This window comes from Pseudarthrobacter siccitolerans, from assembly GCF_001046895.1.
In the GTDB taxonomy this organism is placed as follows: Bacteria; Actinomycetota; Actinomycetes; order Actinomycetales; family Micrococcaceae; genus Arthrobacter; species Arthrobacter siccitolerans.
The window spans coordinates 13,772-29,736 of the sequence record NZ_CAQI01000046.1 but is presented as its reverse complement, the minus strand read 5'-3'; the positions used below and the strand labels follow the sequence as shown (position 1 = coordinate 29,736).

Sequence of the window (15,965 nt, the reverse complement as noted above, 5' to 3'; positions counted from 1 at the left end):
CCATCACCGCACGCTCCCGTCCCAGGTTGTATTGTCCCGGGTTGTATTGTCCCGTGCTGTGGCCCCGGCAGCAGGCTCCGCTTCTTGCCCGGCCTCCTGGATGATGTGCAGGAAGGCTTTCTCCAGGTCGGCACTGTGTCCGCGCCGGCTCAGCTCTGCGGGTGTGAGCTGGGCAAGCAGCCGGCCTTCCCGCAGGAGGAGCAGGGACTCGCAGTGGCTTGCCTCCTCCATGACGTGGCTTGATACAAGCAGCGTTGTCCCTTGCGCGGCCATGTCACGGAACCGGGCCCAGAGATCCGCGCGCAGCACGGGATCCAGTCCCACCGTCGGTTCGTCCAGCACCAGCAGGCGCGGACGGGCCACCAGGGCGCAGGCCAGGGACACCCGGCTGAGTTGGCCGCCGGACAGGTCCACCGTCTTCTGCCGTGCCTGGCGTTCAAGCCCGACGGCGGCAATCGCCTCCGCTGCGTCGGCCGCCCCTTGACGGTGCATGGCCCCGAAGTAGCGGACGTTGCCTTCGACGGTGAGGTCCGGATAGACACTCGGAGACTGCGTCACATAGCCCACCTGGTGCCGCAGTTGGCTGCTGCCGGCAGGCTGCCCCAGAACCCGCACCGAGCCTGAGGTGATGCGCTGCACTCCAACGATGGCGCGCATCAGCGTGGTTTTCCCGCTTCCGGACGGCCCAAGGAGCCCAGTGATTTGTCCGGCGGGAATGGCGAAGTCCAGCGCGCGGAGGACGTGAACGCGTCCCCGCACTACCGTCAGGGCGCTGGCCGCCACCGCCCCGCCGTCGTTCGTTTCCTCTGTGTTCTCCACTGCCGGACGTGACATGGCCGCCTCCGCTGAACTGCAGGTCGCTGGGGCCGGCAGGCCCGTAATTCATCACCTGATGAATTAAATTTAGGCCTGCATTTGGTGGTAATCAACAGCTGCGGATCGAAAAGTACTTGATATATGTGGCCCCTATCACTTAGGTTCGATCTAGCTGCGCTGGAGTGGCGTGGGCGGTCTCACCAGTCCTCACCAGTACTTAGGCGATAACGGCGTTGAGCCACGCCCGGATACGATGACCAGCCTCGAGGGGGGCCAGGGGCTTTGTTTTCCGGGCGTGGCTCTACTGTGTCCGCGGGAGGGCAGGTGCTCCGAAGGGGAATCGGGGCCAGGCGTCCAGTGCCGGTAGATTAGTACCCAGACGAATTTGTCCGGCCCTGCTGATCCAGCACCTCCCCAGAAACGGATATCCACCCGTGGTTACAAGACTGTCCCAGCTTTTCCTGCGCACGCTGCGTGAAGATCCCGTCGACGCCGAGGTGGCCAGCCACCGGCTCCTGGTCCGGGCGGGCTATATCCGCCGTGCTGCCCCCGGGATCTACACCTGGCTCCCGCTGGGGCTCAGCGTACTGCGGAAAGTCGAGGCCATCATCCGCGAGGAAATGGCCAACATCGGAGCTCAGGAAGTCCACTTCCCGGCGCTCCTGCCGCGTGAACCCTATGAGGCCACCAACCGCTGGACCGAGTACGGCGAAGGCCTGTTCCGCCTCCAGGACCGCAAGGGTGCGGACTACCTGCTGGCCCCCACGCATGAGGAAATGTTCACGCTGCTGGTCAAGGACCTGTACTCCTCGTACAAGGACCTCCCGCTCAGCCTCTACCAGATCCAGAACAAGTACCGCGATGAAGCCCGTCCCCGGGCAGGCCTGCTGCGCGGCCGCGAGTTCATCATGAAGGACTCCTACTCCTTTGACGTGGACGACGCCGGCCTGGACGCCAGCTACGCTGCCCACCGCGGCGCCTACCTGCGCATCTTCGAGCGCCTCGGCCTGGAGGTCATCCCGGTCACTGCTACGGCCGGCGCCATGGGCGGGTCCAAGAGTGAAGAGTTCCTGCACCCCACCGACATCGGCGAGGACACGTTCGTGCGGTCCGCCGGAGGCTACGCAGCCAACGTTGAAGCCGTTACCACGGTGGCTCCTGCGGAAATCGACTTCACCGGTGCCCCCGCCGCCGAGGTGCTGGACACCCCGGACACGCCCACCATCGAAACGCTGGTGGCCGCAGCCAACCAGCTGGCACCGCGCACGGAGGCCGACGGCGGCGCCTGGACCGGGGCGGACACGCTCAAGAACGTGGTGCTCGCCGTTACCCTGCCCACCGGTGAACGCCAGCTTGTGGTCATCGGGGTGCCGGGCGACCGCGCCGTGGACTTGAAGCGCGTCGAAGCGAACATCGGATCCTTCCTGCCCATCGGCGGGGAGATCGGGCTGGAAGCCGCGAACGATGAGGACCTCAAGAAGCAGCCGCTCATCGTCAAGGGCTACCTTGGACCCGGGCTGACACTGGACGAACCGCTGCTGGGCGCCGAAAGCGCCACGAAGCTCCTCTACCTCGTGGACCCCCGCATCGTCAGGGGCACCGCCTGGATCACGGGCGCCAATGAAGCGGGCAAGCACGTGTTCGGGCTCGTGGCCGGCCGGGATTTCACCTGGGACGGCGTCATCGAATGCACTGAGGTCCGCGAAGGCGATCCCGCACCGGACGGCTCCGGACCCCTGGAAACAGCCCGCGGCATCGAGATGGGCCACATCTTCCAGCTGGGCCGGAAGTACGCCGAAGCCCTGGAACTGAAGGTCCTGGACCAGAACGGCAAACAGGTCACGGTGACCATGGGTTCCTACGGCGTGGGCGTCACCCGCGCCGTGGCAGCACTTGCGGAATCCAACCATGACGCCAAGGGCCTGGTATGGCCCCGCGCCGTGGCGCCCGCGGACGTCCACGTGGTGGCCGTCGGCAAGGGCGAAGACATCTTCGCCACCGCCGAACAGCTCGCTGCGGACCTTGAAGCCGCGGGCCTCGACGTCCTGCTTGATGACCGGCCCAAGGTTTCCCCCGGCGTCAAGTTCGGCGACGCCGAGCTCGTGGGCGTCCCCACCATCCTCGCCGTCGGGCGCGGCCTGGTGGACGGCGTGGTGGAGATCAAGGACCGCCGCAGCGGCGAAGCCGAGAACGTCGCCGTGGACAAGGCTGTTGACTACGTGGTCAACGCTGTCCGCGCCTCCTGACCCCGGAAGTGCTCCCCGGGCTTGAGTCCATCCAGCTGACAACACTGGTCCTGATCGTGGTTGCCGGTTTTGCTGCCGGCTGGGTGGACGCAGTAGTGGGCGGGGGCGGGCTGATCCAGCTTCCCGCCCTGCTGCTGGTGCCGGGCATCACCCCCGTCCAGGCGCTGGCCACGAACAAGATGGGATCCATCTTTGGTACCGCCACCAGCGCCGTCACTTATTACCGGCGGGTGGGGCCGGACCTGCGGACGGCCGTGCCGATGGCTGTTATTGCCCTGGCCGGCAGTTTTGGCGGCGCGGTCCTTGCCGCCAACCTGCCGTCCAGTGTCTTCAAACCCATCATCGTCGCCGCCCTCGTGGCAGTGGCACTGTTCACGGCGCTGAAACCGGACGAGGGCCACATCACCGCGCTCCGGCACGACGGCCACAAACACTATGTGGTGGCCTGCCTGATCGGGGCCGTGATCGGCTTCTACGACGGCCTGATTGGCCCGGGCACCGGCTCCTTCCTGGTCATCGCCCTGGTCTCGGCGATGGGGTACGCGTTCCTGGAGGCCAGCGCCAAGGCCAAGATCGTGAATATGGCAACCAACGCGGGGGCGCTGCTGTTCTTCCTGCCGCACGGCTCCATCCTGTGGGCCCTGGGCCTGCTGCTGGGTGCCGCCAACATGGCCGGCGGATACCTGGGTGCCCGGACTGCGGTGGCGCAAGGCAGCAAGTTCGTCCGGGTGGTCTTCCTCGTGGTGGTGGCTGCCCTCATCATCAAGCTCGGCTACGACGTCTGGCAGGAAAACTTCGCCCAACAAGGGTAGCGGGCAGGGGAGTACCGGCCCTCGTGACGAGGAACGGGCGGGCGTAGCATGCAGATATGCGCCACGGTGACGACGAGTACTCGAGTGCTTTATCCGCAGCGGCGGGCCATGCCGCGGCATGGCTTCGAAGCCTTCCAGACCGCCACGTTGGCCCCCTCCTCCCGGCCCATGACCTCACCGGGGCGTTCGGCGGGCCGTTGCCAAACTCCGGGATGCCCGCAGCGGACGTGGTGGACCTCCTTGCCCGGACAGCCGAACCCGGGCTTATGGCCATGCCGTCCGGCCGCTTCTTCGGCTGGGTGATCGGCGGAACCCTGCCCGCGGCCCTTGCCTCCGACTGGCTGGTCAGCGCCTGGGACCAGAACGCCGGACTGCGCTACGCCACCCCCGCCATGGCCGCCATCGAGGAAAGCGCCGGAGCGTGGCTGCTGGAACTGCTGGGGCTTCCCGGCGGGTCCGACGTCGGATTTGTCACCGGAGCCACGATGGCCAACTTCACCGGGATGGCAGCGGGGCGGTGGCGGCTGCTTGCAGACGCCGGGTGGGACCTGGACCGCGACGGGTTGTCCGGCGCTCCCCGCATCCGATGCTTCGTGGGCAGGGAACGGCACGACACCGTGGACCTCGGCCTCCGGTACCTCGGGCTGGGCAGGCCGGTGGTGGTGGACGCGGACTACCAGGGACGGCTCATTCCCGCGGCATTGGAAGCCGCGCTTTCTGAAGGGACCGGCCCGGCCCTCGTCTGCCTGCAGGCGGGGAACCTCCATTCCGGCGCTTTTGATCCGTTCCCTGAAGCCATCCGGGTCGCCCGGGAGCACCGCGCCTGGGTCCACATCGACGGCGCTTTTGGCCTCTGGGCTGCAGCTGCACCCGAACTGCGCCACCTGACCCGCGGTTACGAGGACGCTGATTCGTGGGCAACCGACGCGCACAAGACCTTGAACGTGCCGTACGACTGCGGCATCGCGATCGTGCAGGACGCCTCCGCCCTTCGGTCCGCAATGGGCCTGCACACCAGCTACCTGATCCATGACGCCGAAGGGCCGGGAGACCCGTTCGAGAAGGTCCCGGAGCTGTCCCGCCGTGCCCGGGGCGTGCCGGTGTGGGCGGCCCTGAAGAGCCTGGGCCGCGACGGCGTGGCAGCCCAGGTACAGGGGCTGGCGGCCGCTGCATCGGAGATCGCGGCAGGGCTGGCCGGGCTCGACGGCGTGGAGGTGCTGAACGACGTCGAGTACACCCAGGTGAGCGTGGCCTTCGGCGACGACGACACCACCCGTGCGGTGACCGCTCGCATCATCGAGGACGGCAGGGTGTGGATGTCCGGCTCCCGCTGGCGGGACCGGGACATCCTGCGGGTGTCCGTGAGCAACTGGCAGACAGCCGAAGCAGAGGTGGCCACTGCCGTGGCTGCCGTAGGCTCGGCCCTTGAATCAGTGCGGGGCGGCTGATCAACGGCTGCATGCTTGTGGGGGCCTGCTGACCGGGGTCTGTTTGAGCGGGGCCTGGTTGATCACCGGCCTGCCCAATCAAGCGAGAGGCAAACTTTCAGTGCGCGCCCACGGCTTCCCCGGGCTCGGGGAGGCGGTGGGCGGACGGCAGGCCGTCCAGCGTCCTGCCGGCAAGGGTGCTGGCGACCCAAAGGGAACGGGCCAGGTCGCCGCGGTGGTTCGGTTTGCCCGCGTACGCCAAGGCGTTCGCCACCTCCCGGGCGATGCCCCACTGCCGGGCTACGTCAGGGTCCAGGCCGGCCGCGGAGCTGAACCCGGCGCAGCGCCGGCGCAGTCCGGCTGCAGCGTTGTCCAACGGCAGATCGGACAGCCGGTTCCACAGCAGCGGCGCCACGGCGAACTCAGGCTCCCCGATCATTGGCTGGGGATCGATGGCGGCGTAACCGGCCGCCGTCGGAAGCCCATGCCCGGCAGGATCAGCCGGGCGCGCCAGGATGTTGAGGTAATGCAGGTCCGTATGGACCAGGGCATCGCGGGCAGAACGCCGTCCCACCGCTCCGCGGGTCTGGCATACCTCCAGGGCGGCTTCGAGGAGCCACCGGGGGAAGGGCCGGCCCAGCTGTTCCCAGTCCGCGGGCAAGTCATCGCTCCACTGTTCCGCCCGGGCAGCAATGTGCTCGAACTCAAACCACTCCGGCCGGTCGTCGGGGGTGAGGCTGAGCTGCCGGACCAGTCCGGCCCAGACCACCACGGCGTCTTCCATGGGCACGGTGCTGAGCGAGCGTTCGCCGTCGAGCCTTTCCAGGAGCATGGCGCAGGTGCCGGCGTCGGAGGCGAGCAGCGCTACCGCACCCCGGCCCTGCCAGAGGGCCAGGGCGTGCCGCTCCACCCTGGCTTCGTCGTGCGGAAAGGCGATCTTGAGGGCGGCGGGGGTGCCGTCCTGCTGCCGCACCGGGATGACGATGCCGCCGTGGCCGTTCCAGGGCAGGGCGCCGGGCAGCAGGTCCGGTGCCAGCTGCCAGTTTTGGAGGCGGCCCTGGATGAGGTCCGGCAGGGAGGCGAGCCATGCGCGTCCGGCACTGCTGCGGGTGTAGCGGGCAGTGAGGTCCGGAGGGATGGGTACTACCGCGGGCTGGATCATCAGTTCCAGCGTAAGTCCATTCGCGCGCCCCGTACGGCAGGTCCGGCGTCAGACCACTCCCGTGGCCCCCAGCACGTTGCCGATGCTGAAGGTGGCGGCGAGGGCAAGTGCTCCGCCCGCCACCACGCGGACAGCCGCGCGGAACTTGGAGCCGCCCCCTATCCAGGCGCCCAACGCCCCCGTCAGCGCCAACGCCAGGAGCACCGCGACGAAGGTGACCGGGACCCGGACGTCCGGCGGCGGAAGCAGGATGGCCAGCATGGGCAGGGCCGCCCCGATCACGAAGGACACCGCCGAGGCAAAAGCGGCATGCCAGGGGCTGACGATATCGTCCTCGTCAATGTTCAGCTCCGCGGAAAGGTGTGCGGCCAGGGCATCGTGCGCGGTCAGTTCCGCCGCCACCTTCCCGGCCGTTTCCTCGCTCAGGCCCTTGGCCTGGTAAATCGCCGTAAGTTCAGCCAGTTCCACGTCAGGTTCTTCGGCGAGCTCGCGGCGTTCCTTGTCTATCAGGGCTTTTTGGCTGTCGCTTTGGCTGCTCACCGAAACGTACTCGCCAAGGGCCATTGAGACGGCGCCACCCACCAGCCCCGCCGCTCCTGCCGCGAGGATGGGGCCCGAAGCGGCAGTTGCTCCCGCCACGCCCACCACGATCGCTGCCACGGACACAATCCCGTCATTGGCGCCGAGGACGCCGGCGCGCAGCCAGTTCAGGCGCTGGGCCAGGTCGTTGTGGTGGGGCTCATTCGCGTGGAATGAGGAGTCGGCTGCTGTGTCCATCCCACCAGCAAACCATCAGGCATGCGGCCCTGCCAGCTCCGCACCGGCACCGCCGGCGAAACCTCCTGATGACAGGTCGGGTCAGTTGCCCCTCCTCACCGGAAGGACGCCTGCCGTCACTGCGGCAGCTGCGGAAGTTGCCCTTCGTCCAGCACCAGGCCCGGCAGGGGATCCGGGCCGCCACCCCAGTGCTGCGCGCGCCGGGCTGCTTCCTGCAGGGCGGACAGGGCCCAGTCCCGGGTGGCCCCCTCCGCCAGGGCCACAACGTCGCCGTAGGACGGCAAGGTATCAGCCTCCAGCCCGGCGAGTCCGGCCGCGGGGGCGTCGAGGAACTCCTGGTCCAGGACGTATCCCGGCGGCTGGGGCGGCAACGTCACACACAGCATCCGCCCGTAGTCCTCGGCCTGGTCGGCGAGGTCCTGGTGCTGCGCCAGGAATTCCGACGCCGGCCCCGCGGCTTCCGGAGGCAGGCGGGTGAGTGCTGCCTGGTAGCCGTACACCGTCTCCAGTTCGGCGCCTGCGGCTGCGACGAGGGCGGCTCCCAGGCCGGCGGCGGCAAGCGGGGCTATGGAGGCGGGGGTGCCAGGGGAAGGCGTGGCAGGACAGGCCGGGGGCGCCGACGCGGAGGCTTGACGTTCTGTCCCGTGTGCTTCTGTCCCTTGTGGTTCTGTTTCAGGGGCGCCTGCCGCACCAAGCCGTTCGGCTGCCAGGAGTTGCGCCGTCCCGGCGCCGGCAAGCAGGCGTGCCATGCCGCCGTCGGCCGTTTCCGCGTCCTTGAGGCGTTGCCGGCCGCTGGCGGCGAGCTTTGCCGCGAATTCCGCGACTGTCACTACGGGAGGGGCGCTGGGGGATGGGGAAGCCGCGGTAGGTGACCCTGCCGCTGCGGGCGACGCTGCGGACGGCAGGGTGGCGGCCTCCGCGGATGCCGCGTTCCCTGGCAGCAGCAGCGCCCGGGCCTGGATGGTCAGCAACGTCACAACCTGGTCCACACCGCCGTCCGGGGGGCTGCCGGCGGTTCCACCGGCGCCGGAAGCGGCCAGGTCCATTCCGGCGGACCGGAGCTCGAGTGTCTGCTCCAGCGCGGCGGCCCGGGCCTGCTCGGAGAAGGGCGGTTCCGCGGGAGCGGGCGGTTCAGCCGGGATCAGGGCGAAGCCCAGGCTGAGGACCAGAAGGGCTGTGAGCGAAAAAACGGCGTACCGGAAATAGCGCGTCCGCGGGCGGTTTTCCTGGTTGTCGTCTTTCACAACAGACCATGGTGTCACGCCGAAGGGGAAACCCCGTGCACCAATGAACCGGTAAAATAGCTACGCTAGTACACACAACATCATCTATCGGGAGGCGGCCGGCATCGTGAGCAATGCAGAAGCCACGGCTTCATCAGACCATACCGGAACGGGTAAGGCTGAGGCCGCACACAATCCGGAAGCTGCACGGCTCAGGGCGCTCCTTGAACCCTCGGTCCAGGCCAACCGCCTGTACTTGGAGGATGTGGCCATCATCCCCGGGTCCCACCGCGTGGTCCACGTGGTGGTGGACCTGCCCCAGGAGGAGACCGGCGGAGTCAGCCTGGATGTCATTGCGGACATCTCCAAGGTACTCTCGGATGTTTTGGACAACGATCCCGGCGACGACGGCCGTCCCTACGATCTTGAGGTCTCCTCCCCGGGCGTCGGGCGGCCGCTGACCGAGCCGCGCCACTGGCACCGCGCCAAGGGCCGCATGGTGAAGGTCAACGTCCTCCAGGGCGACAACGTCACCGGACGCATCCAGGCGGTGGACACCTCGGGTGTGACCATCGTGCCCGAGATCGCCGTCAAAAAGGGAATGAAGCCCCGCCAGGGCGATCCCATCAAGCTTCCTTTCGACAGGATCCGCAACGGAAAAGTCGAGATCGAATTCAGCCACCTCCATGAGGATGGTCTGGAACCTGGACACAATGGACCTTCTGAGGAGGCCTGATGGATATTGACATGAGCGCACTGAGACTTCTGGAGCGTGAGCGTGAAATCCCGCTGGACCTCCTGATCCCCACCATTGAGCAGGCGCTCCTGGTGGCGTACCACAAGTCGCCGGGCGCCTTTGAGAAGGCCCGCGCGGAACTGGACCGCAAGAGCGGCCACGTGACCATCTGGGCCGTGGAAATTGACGACGACGGCGCCCCGATCGGCGAGTTTGAGCACACCCCGGAGGGCTTCGGCCGTATCGCGGCCAGCACTGCACGGCAGATCATCCTGCAGCGCCTCCGCGATGTTGAGGACGACAACGTCCTTGGCGAATTCAAGGGCCGTGAAGGCGAGCTTGTGGCCGGTACCATCCAGCAGGGCCACAACCCGCACATGGTGCAGGTCAACCTGGGAACCGTTGAAGCGCTCCTGCCGCCGCCCGAACAGGTGCCGGGGGAGAAGTACCTCCACGGAAACCGCCTGCGTGCCCTGGTGATCGATGTGCACCGCGGCTCCAAGGGTCCCTCCGTCACGCTGTCCCGGTCCCACCCGGGGCTCGTCCGGAAGCTCTTCGAACTGGAAGTACCCGAGATCGCCGACCGCTCGGTGGAGATCGTTGCGCTGGCCCGGGAAGCCGGCCACCGTACCAAGATCGCCGTCAAGGCCAACATCCCGGGCATTAACGCCAAGGGTGCCTGCATCGGTGAAATGGGCTCCCGAGTGCGGGCTGTGATGACGGAACTGAACGACGAAAAGATCGACATTGTCGACTTCAGCGAGAATCCGGCCACCTTCATCGCCAGCGCCCTGTCGCCGTCGAGGGTGAATTCGGTCACTATCACTGATGAAGCCACCCGTTCGGCCCGCGTGGTGGTTCCCGATTACCAGCTTTCCCTGGCTATCGGCAAAGAGGGCCAGAACGCCCGCCTCGCGGCCAAGCTGACCGGCTGGCGCATCGATATTGTTTCCGACGCCGCCGCTCCGCGCGAAAACTGAACCAGCCCTCACCGGGCGGCCACGCCGGGACTGCCATGCGGTTTCGGGCAGAACGGCCCGGAGGGGCTAGAATAGAAAAGGCCGCGCCCAACGGCCGGCAGCCGTGTGCCTCGAGCATGCCCCTTCCGCTGACTCAGCGGAGGCAGGCATTCCCGGGGCAGCAGATATGAATGTCAGGAAGATGACCGTGGCAGAGCTTTCCACCGGGAATCAACCGGAGCGTACCTGCATCGGATGCCGGAAGAAGGGCCTGCGGTCTGAATTGCTCCGGCTCGTCGCCGAAGGCAGCGGCTCTGCCGCCGTCCTGGTGGATGAACGACGCCGGCTGGCTGGCCGGGGTGCTTGGTTGCACCCCAGCGAATCGTGCCTGGCTCTGGCGATCAAACGGCGGGCTTTCGGACGTGCCCTTGCGGGTGCAACCGGAACTGCCGCCGTCGAACACTGGATCAAGTCGGAAACGAACGTTGCAGGCACCACGGCAACTGCAACACCAACCGTCCAACCTGAAAGCGGGTCAGAAATCTGATGGAAACCCGATGAGTTCCCAGCGATGAGTGCGTAACGATGACAACTTTGTTGCGCTCTGCAATGGGCCCTTTCGCTGTATTCGCGGCTGGGGTCCGCAGTAAGAAGTAGACGGTTCGTGCCTGGCTCGGTGCGGACCGAGACAGGAGAAATGTGGCCAAGGTCCGCGTACATGAGCTCGCCAAAGAGCTCGGTATTACTTCCAAAGATGCAGTGACAAAACTGCAGGAACTGGGCGAATTTGTTCGCTCCGCCTCTTCCACCATTGAGGCCCCCGTTGTGCGTAAACTGCGCAACGCCTTCCCCGACGCTGCCGCTAAGGCTTCAGCGCCGGCAGCCGCGCCCAAGGCGCCTGCCCCGGCGGCAGAAGCACGTCCTTCAACTCCGGCTCCCGGCCCGGCAGCCCCCAAGGCTCCGGCTCCCGCGGCACAGGCACCTGCCCCCGCATCTCCGGCAGCACCGGCCCAGCCTGCTGCTTCGGCTCCGGCGGCGCCTGCTGCCAGCCGGCCCGCAGCTCCGGCGGCTCCGGCCGCTTCCACCAGCGCTGCTCCGTCCACCGGTGCCAAACCCGGTGCGCGCCCGGCTCCCAAGGCCGAAACTCCCGCTGCCCCAGCCCGCTCCGGCGGACAGGGCGGTTCGGCAGGCAGCTCTGCTCCCCGTCCCGGCGGTCCCCGTCCGGGCAACAACCCGTTCGCCACCTCGCAGGGCATGCCCCGCGGCGGCCGTGGCGGCGATGGAGAGCGTGCTCCCCGTCCGGGTAACAACCCGTTCGCTACCTCGCAGGGCATGCCCCGTCCGGGTGGAGGCCGCACCGACGGCGACCGTCCCGGCGGTCCGCGTCCCGCAGCAGGTGCCGGTGGACCCCGTCCCGGTGGTCCCCGTCCCGCAGCAGGCGCCGGTGGGCCGCGTCCCGCGGCTGGCGCCGGCGGCCCGCGCCCGGGTGCACCCCGTCCCGGTGGTGCCGGTGGAAACCGTCCCACCCCGGGGATGATGCCCAACCGTACTGAACGCCCGGCTCCGGCCGGTGCAGGACGTCCGGGTGCCGGTGGCCGTGGTCCCGGACGCCCGGGCGGCGCTCCCGGAACCGGTGGTCCCGGTGGCGGCGGCGGAGCTCCCGCCGGTGGCGGCTTTGGCAAGGGCGGCCGCGGACGCGGCGGCACCCAGGGTGCCTTCGGCAAGGGCGGCGCCGGACGTGGCAAGCAGCGCAAGTCGAAGCGTGCAAAGCGCCAGGAACTTGAGCAGATGAGCGCACCGTCGCTGGGCGGCGTGAGCGTACCCCGCGGCGACGGCAACACTGTCATCCGCCTGCGCCGCGGCTCGTCCATCACGGACTTCGCCGACAAGATCGAGGCAAACCCCGCCGCGCTCGTGACCGTGCTGTTCCACCTCGGTGAAATGGCAACGGCAACGCAGTCGCTGGACGAGGAAACCTTCGCGCTGCTGGGTGAAGAGCTCGGCTACAAGCTCCAGGTTGTGTCCCCGGAGGACGAGGAGCGCGAGCTGCTCTCCGGCTTCGACATCGATTTCGAAGCCGAACTTGAAGCCGAAGGCGACGAAGACCTCGAGGCACGTCCTCCAGTAGTCACCGTTATGGGCCACGTCGACCACGGTAAGACCCGCCTGCTCGATGCCATCCGCAAGTCCGACGTTATGGCGGGTGAGCACGGCGGCATCACGCAGCACATCGGTGCCTACCAGGTCACGCACAACCATGAAGGCGACGACCGGAAGATCACCTTCATCGATACCCCGGGCCACGAGGCGTTCACCGCCATGCGTGCCCGTGGTGCGAAGGTCACCGACATCGCCATCCTGGTGGTCGCAGCGGACGACGGCGTGATGCCCCAGACCGTTGAAGCCCTCAACCACGCCCAGGCAGCCAACGTGCCCATCGTGGTGGCCGTGAACAAGATCGACAAGGAAGGCGCCAACCCGGACAAGGTCCGCGGCCAGCTGACCGAGTACGGCCTGGTTCCCGAAGAATACGGTGGCGACACCATGTTCGTGGAGGTCTCTGCCCGCCAGAACCTCAACATCGACGAGCTGCTCGAGGCAGTCCTGCTCACCGCGGACGCTGCCCTGGACATGCGCGCCAACCCGAACAAGGACGCCCGCGGTATCGCCATCGAAGCCAACCTGGACAAGGGCCGCGGTTCCGTGGCCACCGTCCTGGTGCAGTCCGGCACCCTGCGCGTCGGCGACACCATCGTGGCAGGCACGGCCCACGGCCGCGTCCGTGCGATGTTCGACGACGACGGCAGCGCCCTGACCGAGGCCGGCCCGTCCCGCCCCGTCCAGGTGCTGGGTCTGTCCAACGTCCCGCGTGCAGGCGACACCTTCTTCGTGACCGCTGACGAGCGCACCGCCCGCCAGATCGCCGAGAAGCGTGAAGCTGCCGACCGCAACGCCGCCCTGGCCAAGCGCCGCAAGCGCATCAGCCTCGAAGACTTCGACCAGGCCGTGGCCGAAGGCAAGATCGACACCCTCAACCTCATCCTCAAGGGTGACGTGTCCGGTGCCGTGGAAGCCCTCGAAGACGCCCTGCTCAAGATCGACGTTGGCGAAGGCGTGCAGCTGCGCGTCATCCACCGCGGTGTTGGTGCCATCACGCAGAACGACGTCAACCTGGCAACAGTGGACAGCGCCGTTATCATCGGCTTCAACGTCAAGCCGGCCGAGCGGGTTGCCGAACTGGCAGACCGCGAAGGCGTGGACATGCGGTTCTACTCCGTCATCTACTCCGCGATCGATGACATCGAGATGGCGCTCAAGGGCATGCTCAAGCCGGAATACGAAGAATTCCAGCTGGGCACCGCCGAGGTCCGCGAAGTCTTCCGCTCCTCCAAGTTCGGAAACATCGCCGGCTCGATCGTCCGCTCGGGCATCATCCGCCGCAACACCAAGGCCCGCATCAGCCGCGACGGCAAGATCATCGGTGACAACCTCACCGTTGAGACGCTCAAGCGCTTCAAGGACGACGCCACCGAAGTCCGCACGGACTTCGAGTGTGGTATCGGTCTTGGCTCGTACAACGACATCTCCGAAGGTGACATCATCGAGACCTTCGAGATGCGTGAGAAGCCGCGCGTCTAGTCTGTCTGTTGTGGGGCCGTCGGGATCTCCCGGCGGCCCCCGCTTTTCCGCCGTGAAGGGGGCCCCGCCCCTACGACGGGTGGCTGACGATCTGCGATCGTCAGCCACCCGTCTCCGGCAGGCCCGATGCCACTCCCGGGCCCCCTTCACGGCTCCAAAGCGCCGCCGGAAAATCCCGACGGCATCGTCGTTGGCCCGCCTTTAGTGCGTGGCACATAACTGAAACGTTCGACGCCGGCACGCCGCCGCCGTCGTACGTCCCCAATTTTTTCTTCTTTTAGGAGTTGTTCATGGCTGATCCGGCACGTGCTGCCAAATTGGCGCAGCGGATTAAGGTTGTTGTTGCTGAGGCCTTGGGCCGGAAGGTTAAGGATCCTCGGTTGGAGGGCATTACTGTTACTGATGCCCGGGTGACCAATGATTTGCAGCATGCCACGGTGTACTACACCGTTTTTGGTGACCAGGCTGTTCAGGCTGATGCTGCCAAGGGCCTGGAGAAGGCCAAGGGTGTGCTTCGGCAGGAGGTGGGACGCAACCTCAGCATCCGCCTGACTCCCACCCTTGAATTCGTCTCCGACGAGATCCCCGTCATCGCCTCGAACCTCGAGGAGCTGCTCCGCGAGGCCAAGAAGCGTGACGCCGAGGTGGCCGCCCTCGCGGCGCAGGCCCGGCATGCCGGGGACCCCGATCCGTACAAGAGCGATGCGTCCGCCGATGTGGACATCGACGAAGACGACTTCGACGAGGAGGATCTCGACCTCACCGACGCCGAGGAACTTGACGAAGACGGCCATAAGTAGCCGCAATTGCCAGCAGAAGGCCCGGACCATATGGTCCGGGCCTTCTGCTTCCCAGGAATCTTTTGCAGCTGGCCAACCTTCCCGGCTGACTAGTCGATGCCGGCCCGCACCACCTTGCCCTTGGTCATGTCGGTGAAGCTGAATCCGGCGGTGGCGTAGAGGTTCGATCCACGGACTTCCACCGCGGCCGGCCCGTCGATGGCCAGGAACCGGGACCTGTCACACGTCCAGGCATCGAACTTGATGATCTCATTGCCAAACATCGACGCCACGTACACGTCGCCGTTATCGGTGATGGCCAGGCCGGTGGGGCTCAGGATGTCCTCTGCCCACACGTGCGAATTGCCGGTCCACGGGTTGACCCGGAAAATCGCGCCCCTGGCTCCCAGGGAAGGATCCTCAGGCCCGCCCGGCAGGGAGGTGACATACAGCCGGCCGTCCGGGCCGAACTCCACATCGGTGGGCACCGGCTCGAAGGCGTATTCATGGCCCACCACGCATGCAGGGACTTCCACGGTGTTTCCCGCCATGTCCACCGGGATCTTTGTCCCGGCCGGAACCACTGCGGGCCGCGGCGGCAGCACTGCCAGGGTGGAAACGTCACCGGTCTCGATGTCCACTTCCAGGATGGCGTTTGCGCCGGCGTCAGCTATGTATGCCGTACCGCTCCGGACTGCCACGGCATAGGGATGCGAGTCAACGCCACCTTGGTAGCGGGCGGGCGGGAACGCGGGCCAGCCAGCCAGGCATTCTGCCGAGACGTCTGGTCCGAAGCCGTAGTGCTGGTCTGCGTCCGGGTTGTTCTTGCGTTCATGGTCGGCCAGTGCGGCAATGGTCCGAACGTTTCCCTGCGCGTCGATGGACTTCAAGTAGCCTTCGAGGGCGGCCGGATCATTACCGCCGGCTCCCACGCTCTCCACGAAGTACGTGGTTCCGCGGCGGCTTTCCACGCCGCCAACGTCCCAACCGGGTTTGCCCTGGTAAAGGGTAGCGGTGGTGCCGTCGTCGTTGACGCGGCTCAGGAGGCCGGCGAAATTCTGCGTGACCAGGACGGAGTCATCTGAATTTACGGCCAGGCTAAGAGGTGCTGACAGGCCCGCAGCCAATGTGACTGGCTCGGGGGCGTCAGTGGAACCCGCAGCGGCGGGCCCGGTTGGAATGACTATCGCCGCGGCCGTGAGACAGGCGACGAGTGGAAACTTGTTCTTCATTGGGTACTCCGGGTTGGGCGCCCTTGAAAGGGCCGGTTATAAGGAGCCTCGTTGGAAGCAATATTTCGGAACCCCCGCCCGCCAGACTATTCCTGCCGGGTAACGGTGTCGCCGGTACGGGCCCCCTATATCGCCCCCTATTTTTATCCCCTAACCT

General features: G+C 66.9%; 13 protein-coding genes. 8 read left to right on the top strand and 5 right to left on the bottom strand.

What is annotated here, in order from left to right; genetic code table 11:
- Positions 1 to 3 precede the first annotated feature (3 nt).
- Positions 4 to 834, bottom strand: coding sequence for an ABC transporter ATP-binding protein (locus ARTSIC4J27_RS13435; RefSeq protein ID WP_050055707.1), 831 nt, complete (start codon positions 832 to 834; stop codon positions 4 to 6).
- A 416-nt stretch (positions 835 to 1,250) separates the two neighbouring features.
- Between ARTSIC4J27_RS13435 and ARTSIC4J27_RS13430 the strand changes: the two genes are divergently transcribed.
- Genes ARTSIC4J27_RS13430 through ARTSIC4J27_RS13420 form a run of 3 tightly spaced genes read left to right on the top strand, consistent with a single transcriptional unit; the run spans position 1,251 to position 5,322 of the window.
- Complete coding sequence (locus tag ARTSIC4J27_RS13430) at positions 1,251 to 3,062, top strand: proline--tRNA ligase (RefSeq protein WP_050055706.1); 1,812 nt, start codon at positions 1,251 to 1,253, stop codon at positions 3,060 to 3,062.
- Between the two features lie 8 nt (positions 3,063 to 3,070).
- Positions 3,071 to 3,874 carry a sulfite exporter TauE/SafE family protein gene (locus ARTSIC4J27_RS13425; protein ID WP_050055705.1) on the top strand — a complete coding sequence of 268 codons (804 nt, stop codon included), beginning with the start codon at positions 3,071 to 3,073 and terminating at the stop codon, positions 3,872 to 3,874.
- Between the two features lie 56 nt (positions 3,875 to 3,930).
- Positions 3,931 to 5,322, top strand: coding sequence for a pyridoxal phosphate-dependent decarboxylase family protein (locus ARTSIC4J27_RS13420; RefSeq protein ID WP_050055704.1), 1,392 nt, complete (start codon positions 3,931 to 3,933; stop codon positions 5,320 to 5,322).
- Positions 5,323 to 5,419: 97 nt separating this feature from the next.
- Here the strand turns inward: ARTSIC4J27_RS13420 and ARTSIC4J27_RS13415 are convergent, their stop codons facing one another.
- The 3 genes from ARTSIC4J27_RS13415 to ARTSIC4J27_RS13405 form a co-directional block, all read right to left on the bottom strand.
- A complete protein-coding gene (locus tag ARTSIC4J27_RS13415) occupies positions 5,420 to 6,463 on the bottom strand; it encodes an aminoglycoside phosphotransferase family protein (protein ID WP_050055703.1) in 1,044 nt (347 codons plus the stop codon).
- 48 nt (positions 6,464 to 6,511) lie between these two features.
- A complete protein-coding gene (locus ARTSIC4J27_RS13410; protein WP_050055702.1) occupies positions 6,512 to 7,240 on the bottom strand; it encodes a VIT1/CCC1 transporter family protein in 729 nt (242 codons plus the stop codon).
- A 116-nt stretch (positions 7,241 to 7,356) separates the two neighbouring features.
- Positions 7,357 to 8,484 carry a DUF4439 domain-containing protein gene (locus ARTSIC4J27_RS13405; protein ID WP_050055701.1) on the bottom strand — a complete coding sequence of 376 codons (1,128 nt, stop codon included), beginning with the start codon at positions 8,482 to 8,484 and terminating at the stop codon, positions 7,357 to 7,359.
- Positions 8,485 to 8,590: 106 nt separating this feature from the next.
- On the opposite strand from ARTSIC4J27_RS13405, the gene ARTSIC4J27_RS13400 reads away from it, so the two are divergent.
- The 5 genes from ARTSIC4J27_RS13400 (at position 8,591) to rbfA (ending at position 14,597) form a co-directional block, all read left to right on the top strand.
- Positions 8,591 to 9,199 carry a ribosome maturation factor RimP gene (locus ARTSIC4J27_RS13400; protein ID WP_050055700.1) on the top strand — a complete coding sequence of 203 codons (609 nt, stop codon included), beginning with the start codon at positions 8,591 to 8,593 and terminating at the stop codon, positions 9,197 to 9,199.
- Complete coding sequence (nusA, locus tag ARTSIC4J27_RS13395) at positions 9,199 to 10,179, top strand: transcription termination factor NusA (protein WP_050055699.1); 981 nt, start codon at positions 9,199 to 9,201, stop codon at positions 10,177 to 10,179. The genes ARTSIC4J27_RS13400 and nusA overlap by 1 nt, the downstream gene beginning before the upstream one ends.
- A gap of 166 nt (positions 10,180 to 10,345) precedes the next feature.
- Positions 10,346 to 10,705 carry a YlxR family protein gene (locus ARTSIC4J27_RS13390; RefSeq protein ID WP_050055698.1) on the top strand — a complete coding sequence of 120 codons (360 nt, stop codon included), beginning with the start codon at positions 10,346 to 10,348 and terminating at the stop codon, positions 10,703 to 10,705.
- A gap of 152 nt (positions 10,706 to 10,857) precedes the next feature.
- A complete protein-coding gene (infB, locus tag ARTSIC4J27_RS13385; protein WP_050055697.1) occupies positions 10,858 to 13,797 on the top strand; it encodes a translation initiation factor IF-2 in 2,940 nt (979 codons plus the stop codon).
- A 290-nt stretch (positions 13,798 to 14,087) separates the two neighbouring features.
- Positions 14,088 to 14,597 carry a 30S ribosome-binding factor RbfA gene (rbfA, locus tag ARTSIC4J27_RS13380; RefSeq protein WP_050055696.1) on the top strand — a complete coding sequence of 170 codons (510 nt, stop codon included), beginning with the start codon at positions 14,088 to 14,090 and terminating at the stop codon, positions 14,595 to 14,597.
- An 89-nt stretch (positions 14,598 to 14,686) separates the two neighbouring features.
- Here the strand turns inward: rbfA and ARTSIC4J27_RS13375 are convergent, their stop codons facing one another.
- Positions 14,687 to 15,808, bottom strand: coding sequence for a ScyD/ScyE family protein (locus tag ARTSIC4J27_RS13375; protein ID WP_050055695.1), 1,122 nt, complete (start codon positions 15,806 to 15,808; stop codon positions 14,687 to 14,689).
- Positions 15,809 to 15,965: the final 157 nt, after the last annotated feature.

What these genes read in the sequence shown, in the direction of transcription:
- ARTSIC4J27_RS13435 (WP_050055707.1), bottom strand. Translation starts at nt 834, where the DNA reads ATGTCACGTCCGGCAGTGGAGAACACAGAGGAAACGAACGACGGCGGG.
- ARTSIC4J27_RS13420 (WP_050055704.1), top strand. Translation starts at nt 3,931, where the DNA reads ATGCGCCACGGTGACGACGAGTACTCGAGTGCTTTATCCGCAGCGGCG.
- ARTSIC4J27_RS13415 (WP_050055703.1), bottom strand. Translation starts at nt 6,463, where the DNA reads ATGATCCAGCCCGCGGTAGTACCCATCCCTCCGGACCTCACTGCCCGC.
- ARTSIC4J27_RS13410 (WP_050055702.1), bottom strand. Translation starts at nt 7,240, where the DNA reads ATGGACACAGCAGCCGACTCCTCATTCCACGCGAATGAGCCCCACCAC.
- nusA (WP_050055699.1), top strand. Translation starts at nt 9,199, where the DNA reads ATGGATATTGACATGAGCGCACTGAGACTTCTGGAGCGTGAGCGTGAA.
- ARTSIC4J27_RS13390 (WP_050055698.1), top strand. Translation starts at nt 10,346, where the DNA reads ATGAATGTCAGGAAGATGACCGTGGCAGAGCTTTCCACCGGGAATCAA.
- rbfA (WP_050055696.1), top strand. Translation starts at nt 14,088, where the DNA reads ATGGCTGATCCGGCACGTGCTGCCAAATTGGCGCAGCGGATTAAGGTT.
- ARTSIC4J27_RS13375 (WP_050055695.1), bottom strand. Translation starts at nt 15,808, where the DNA reads ATGAAGAACAAGTTTCCACTCGTCGCCTGTCTCACGGCCGCGGCGATA.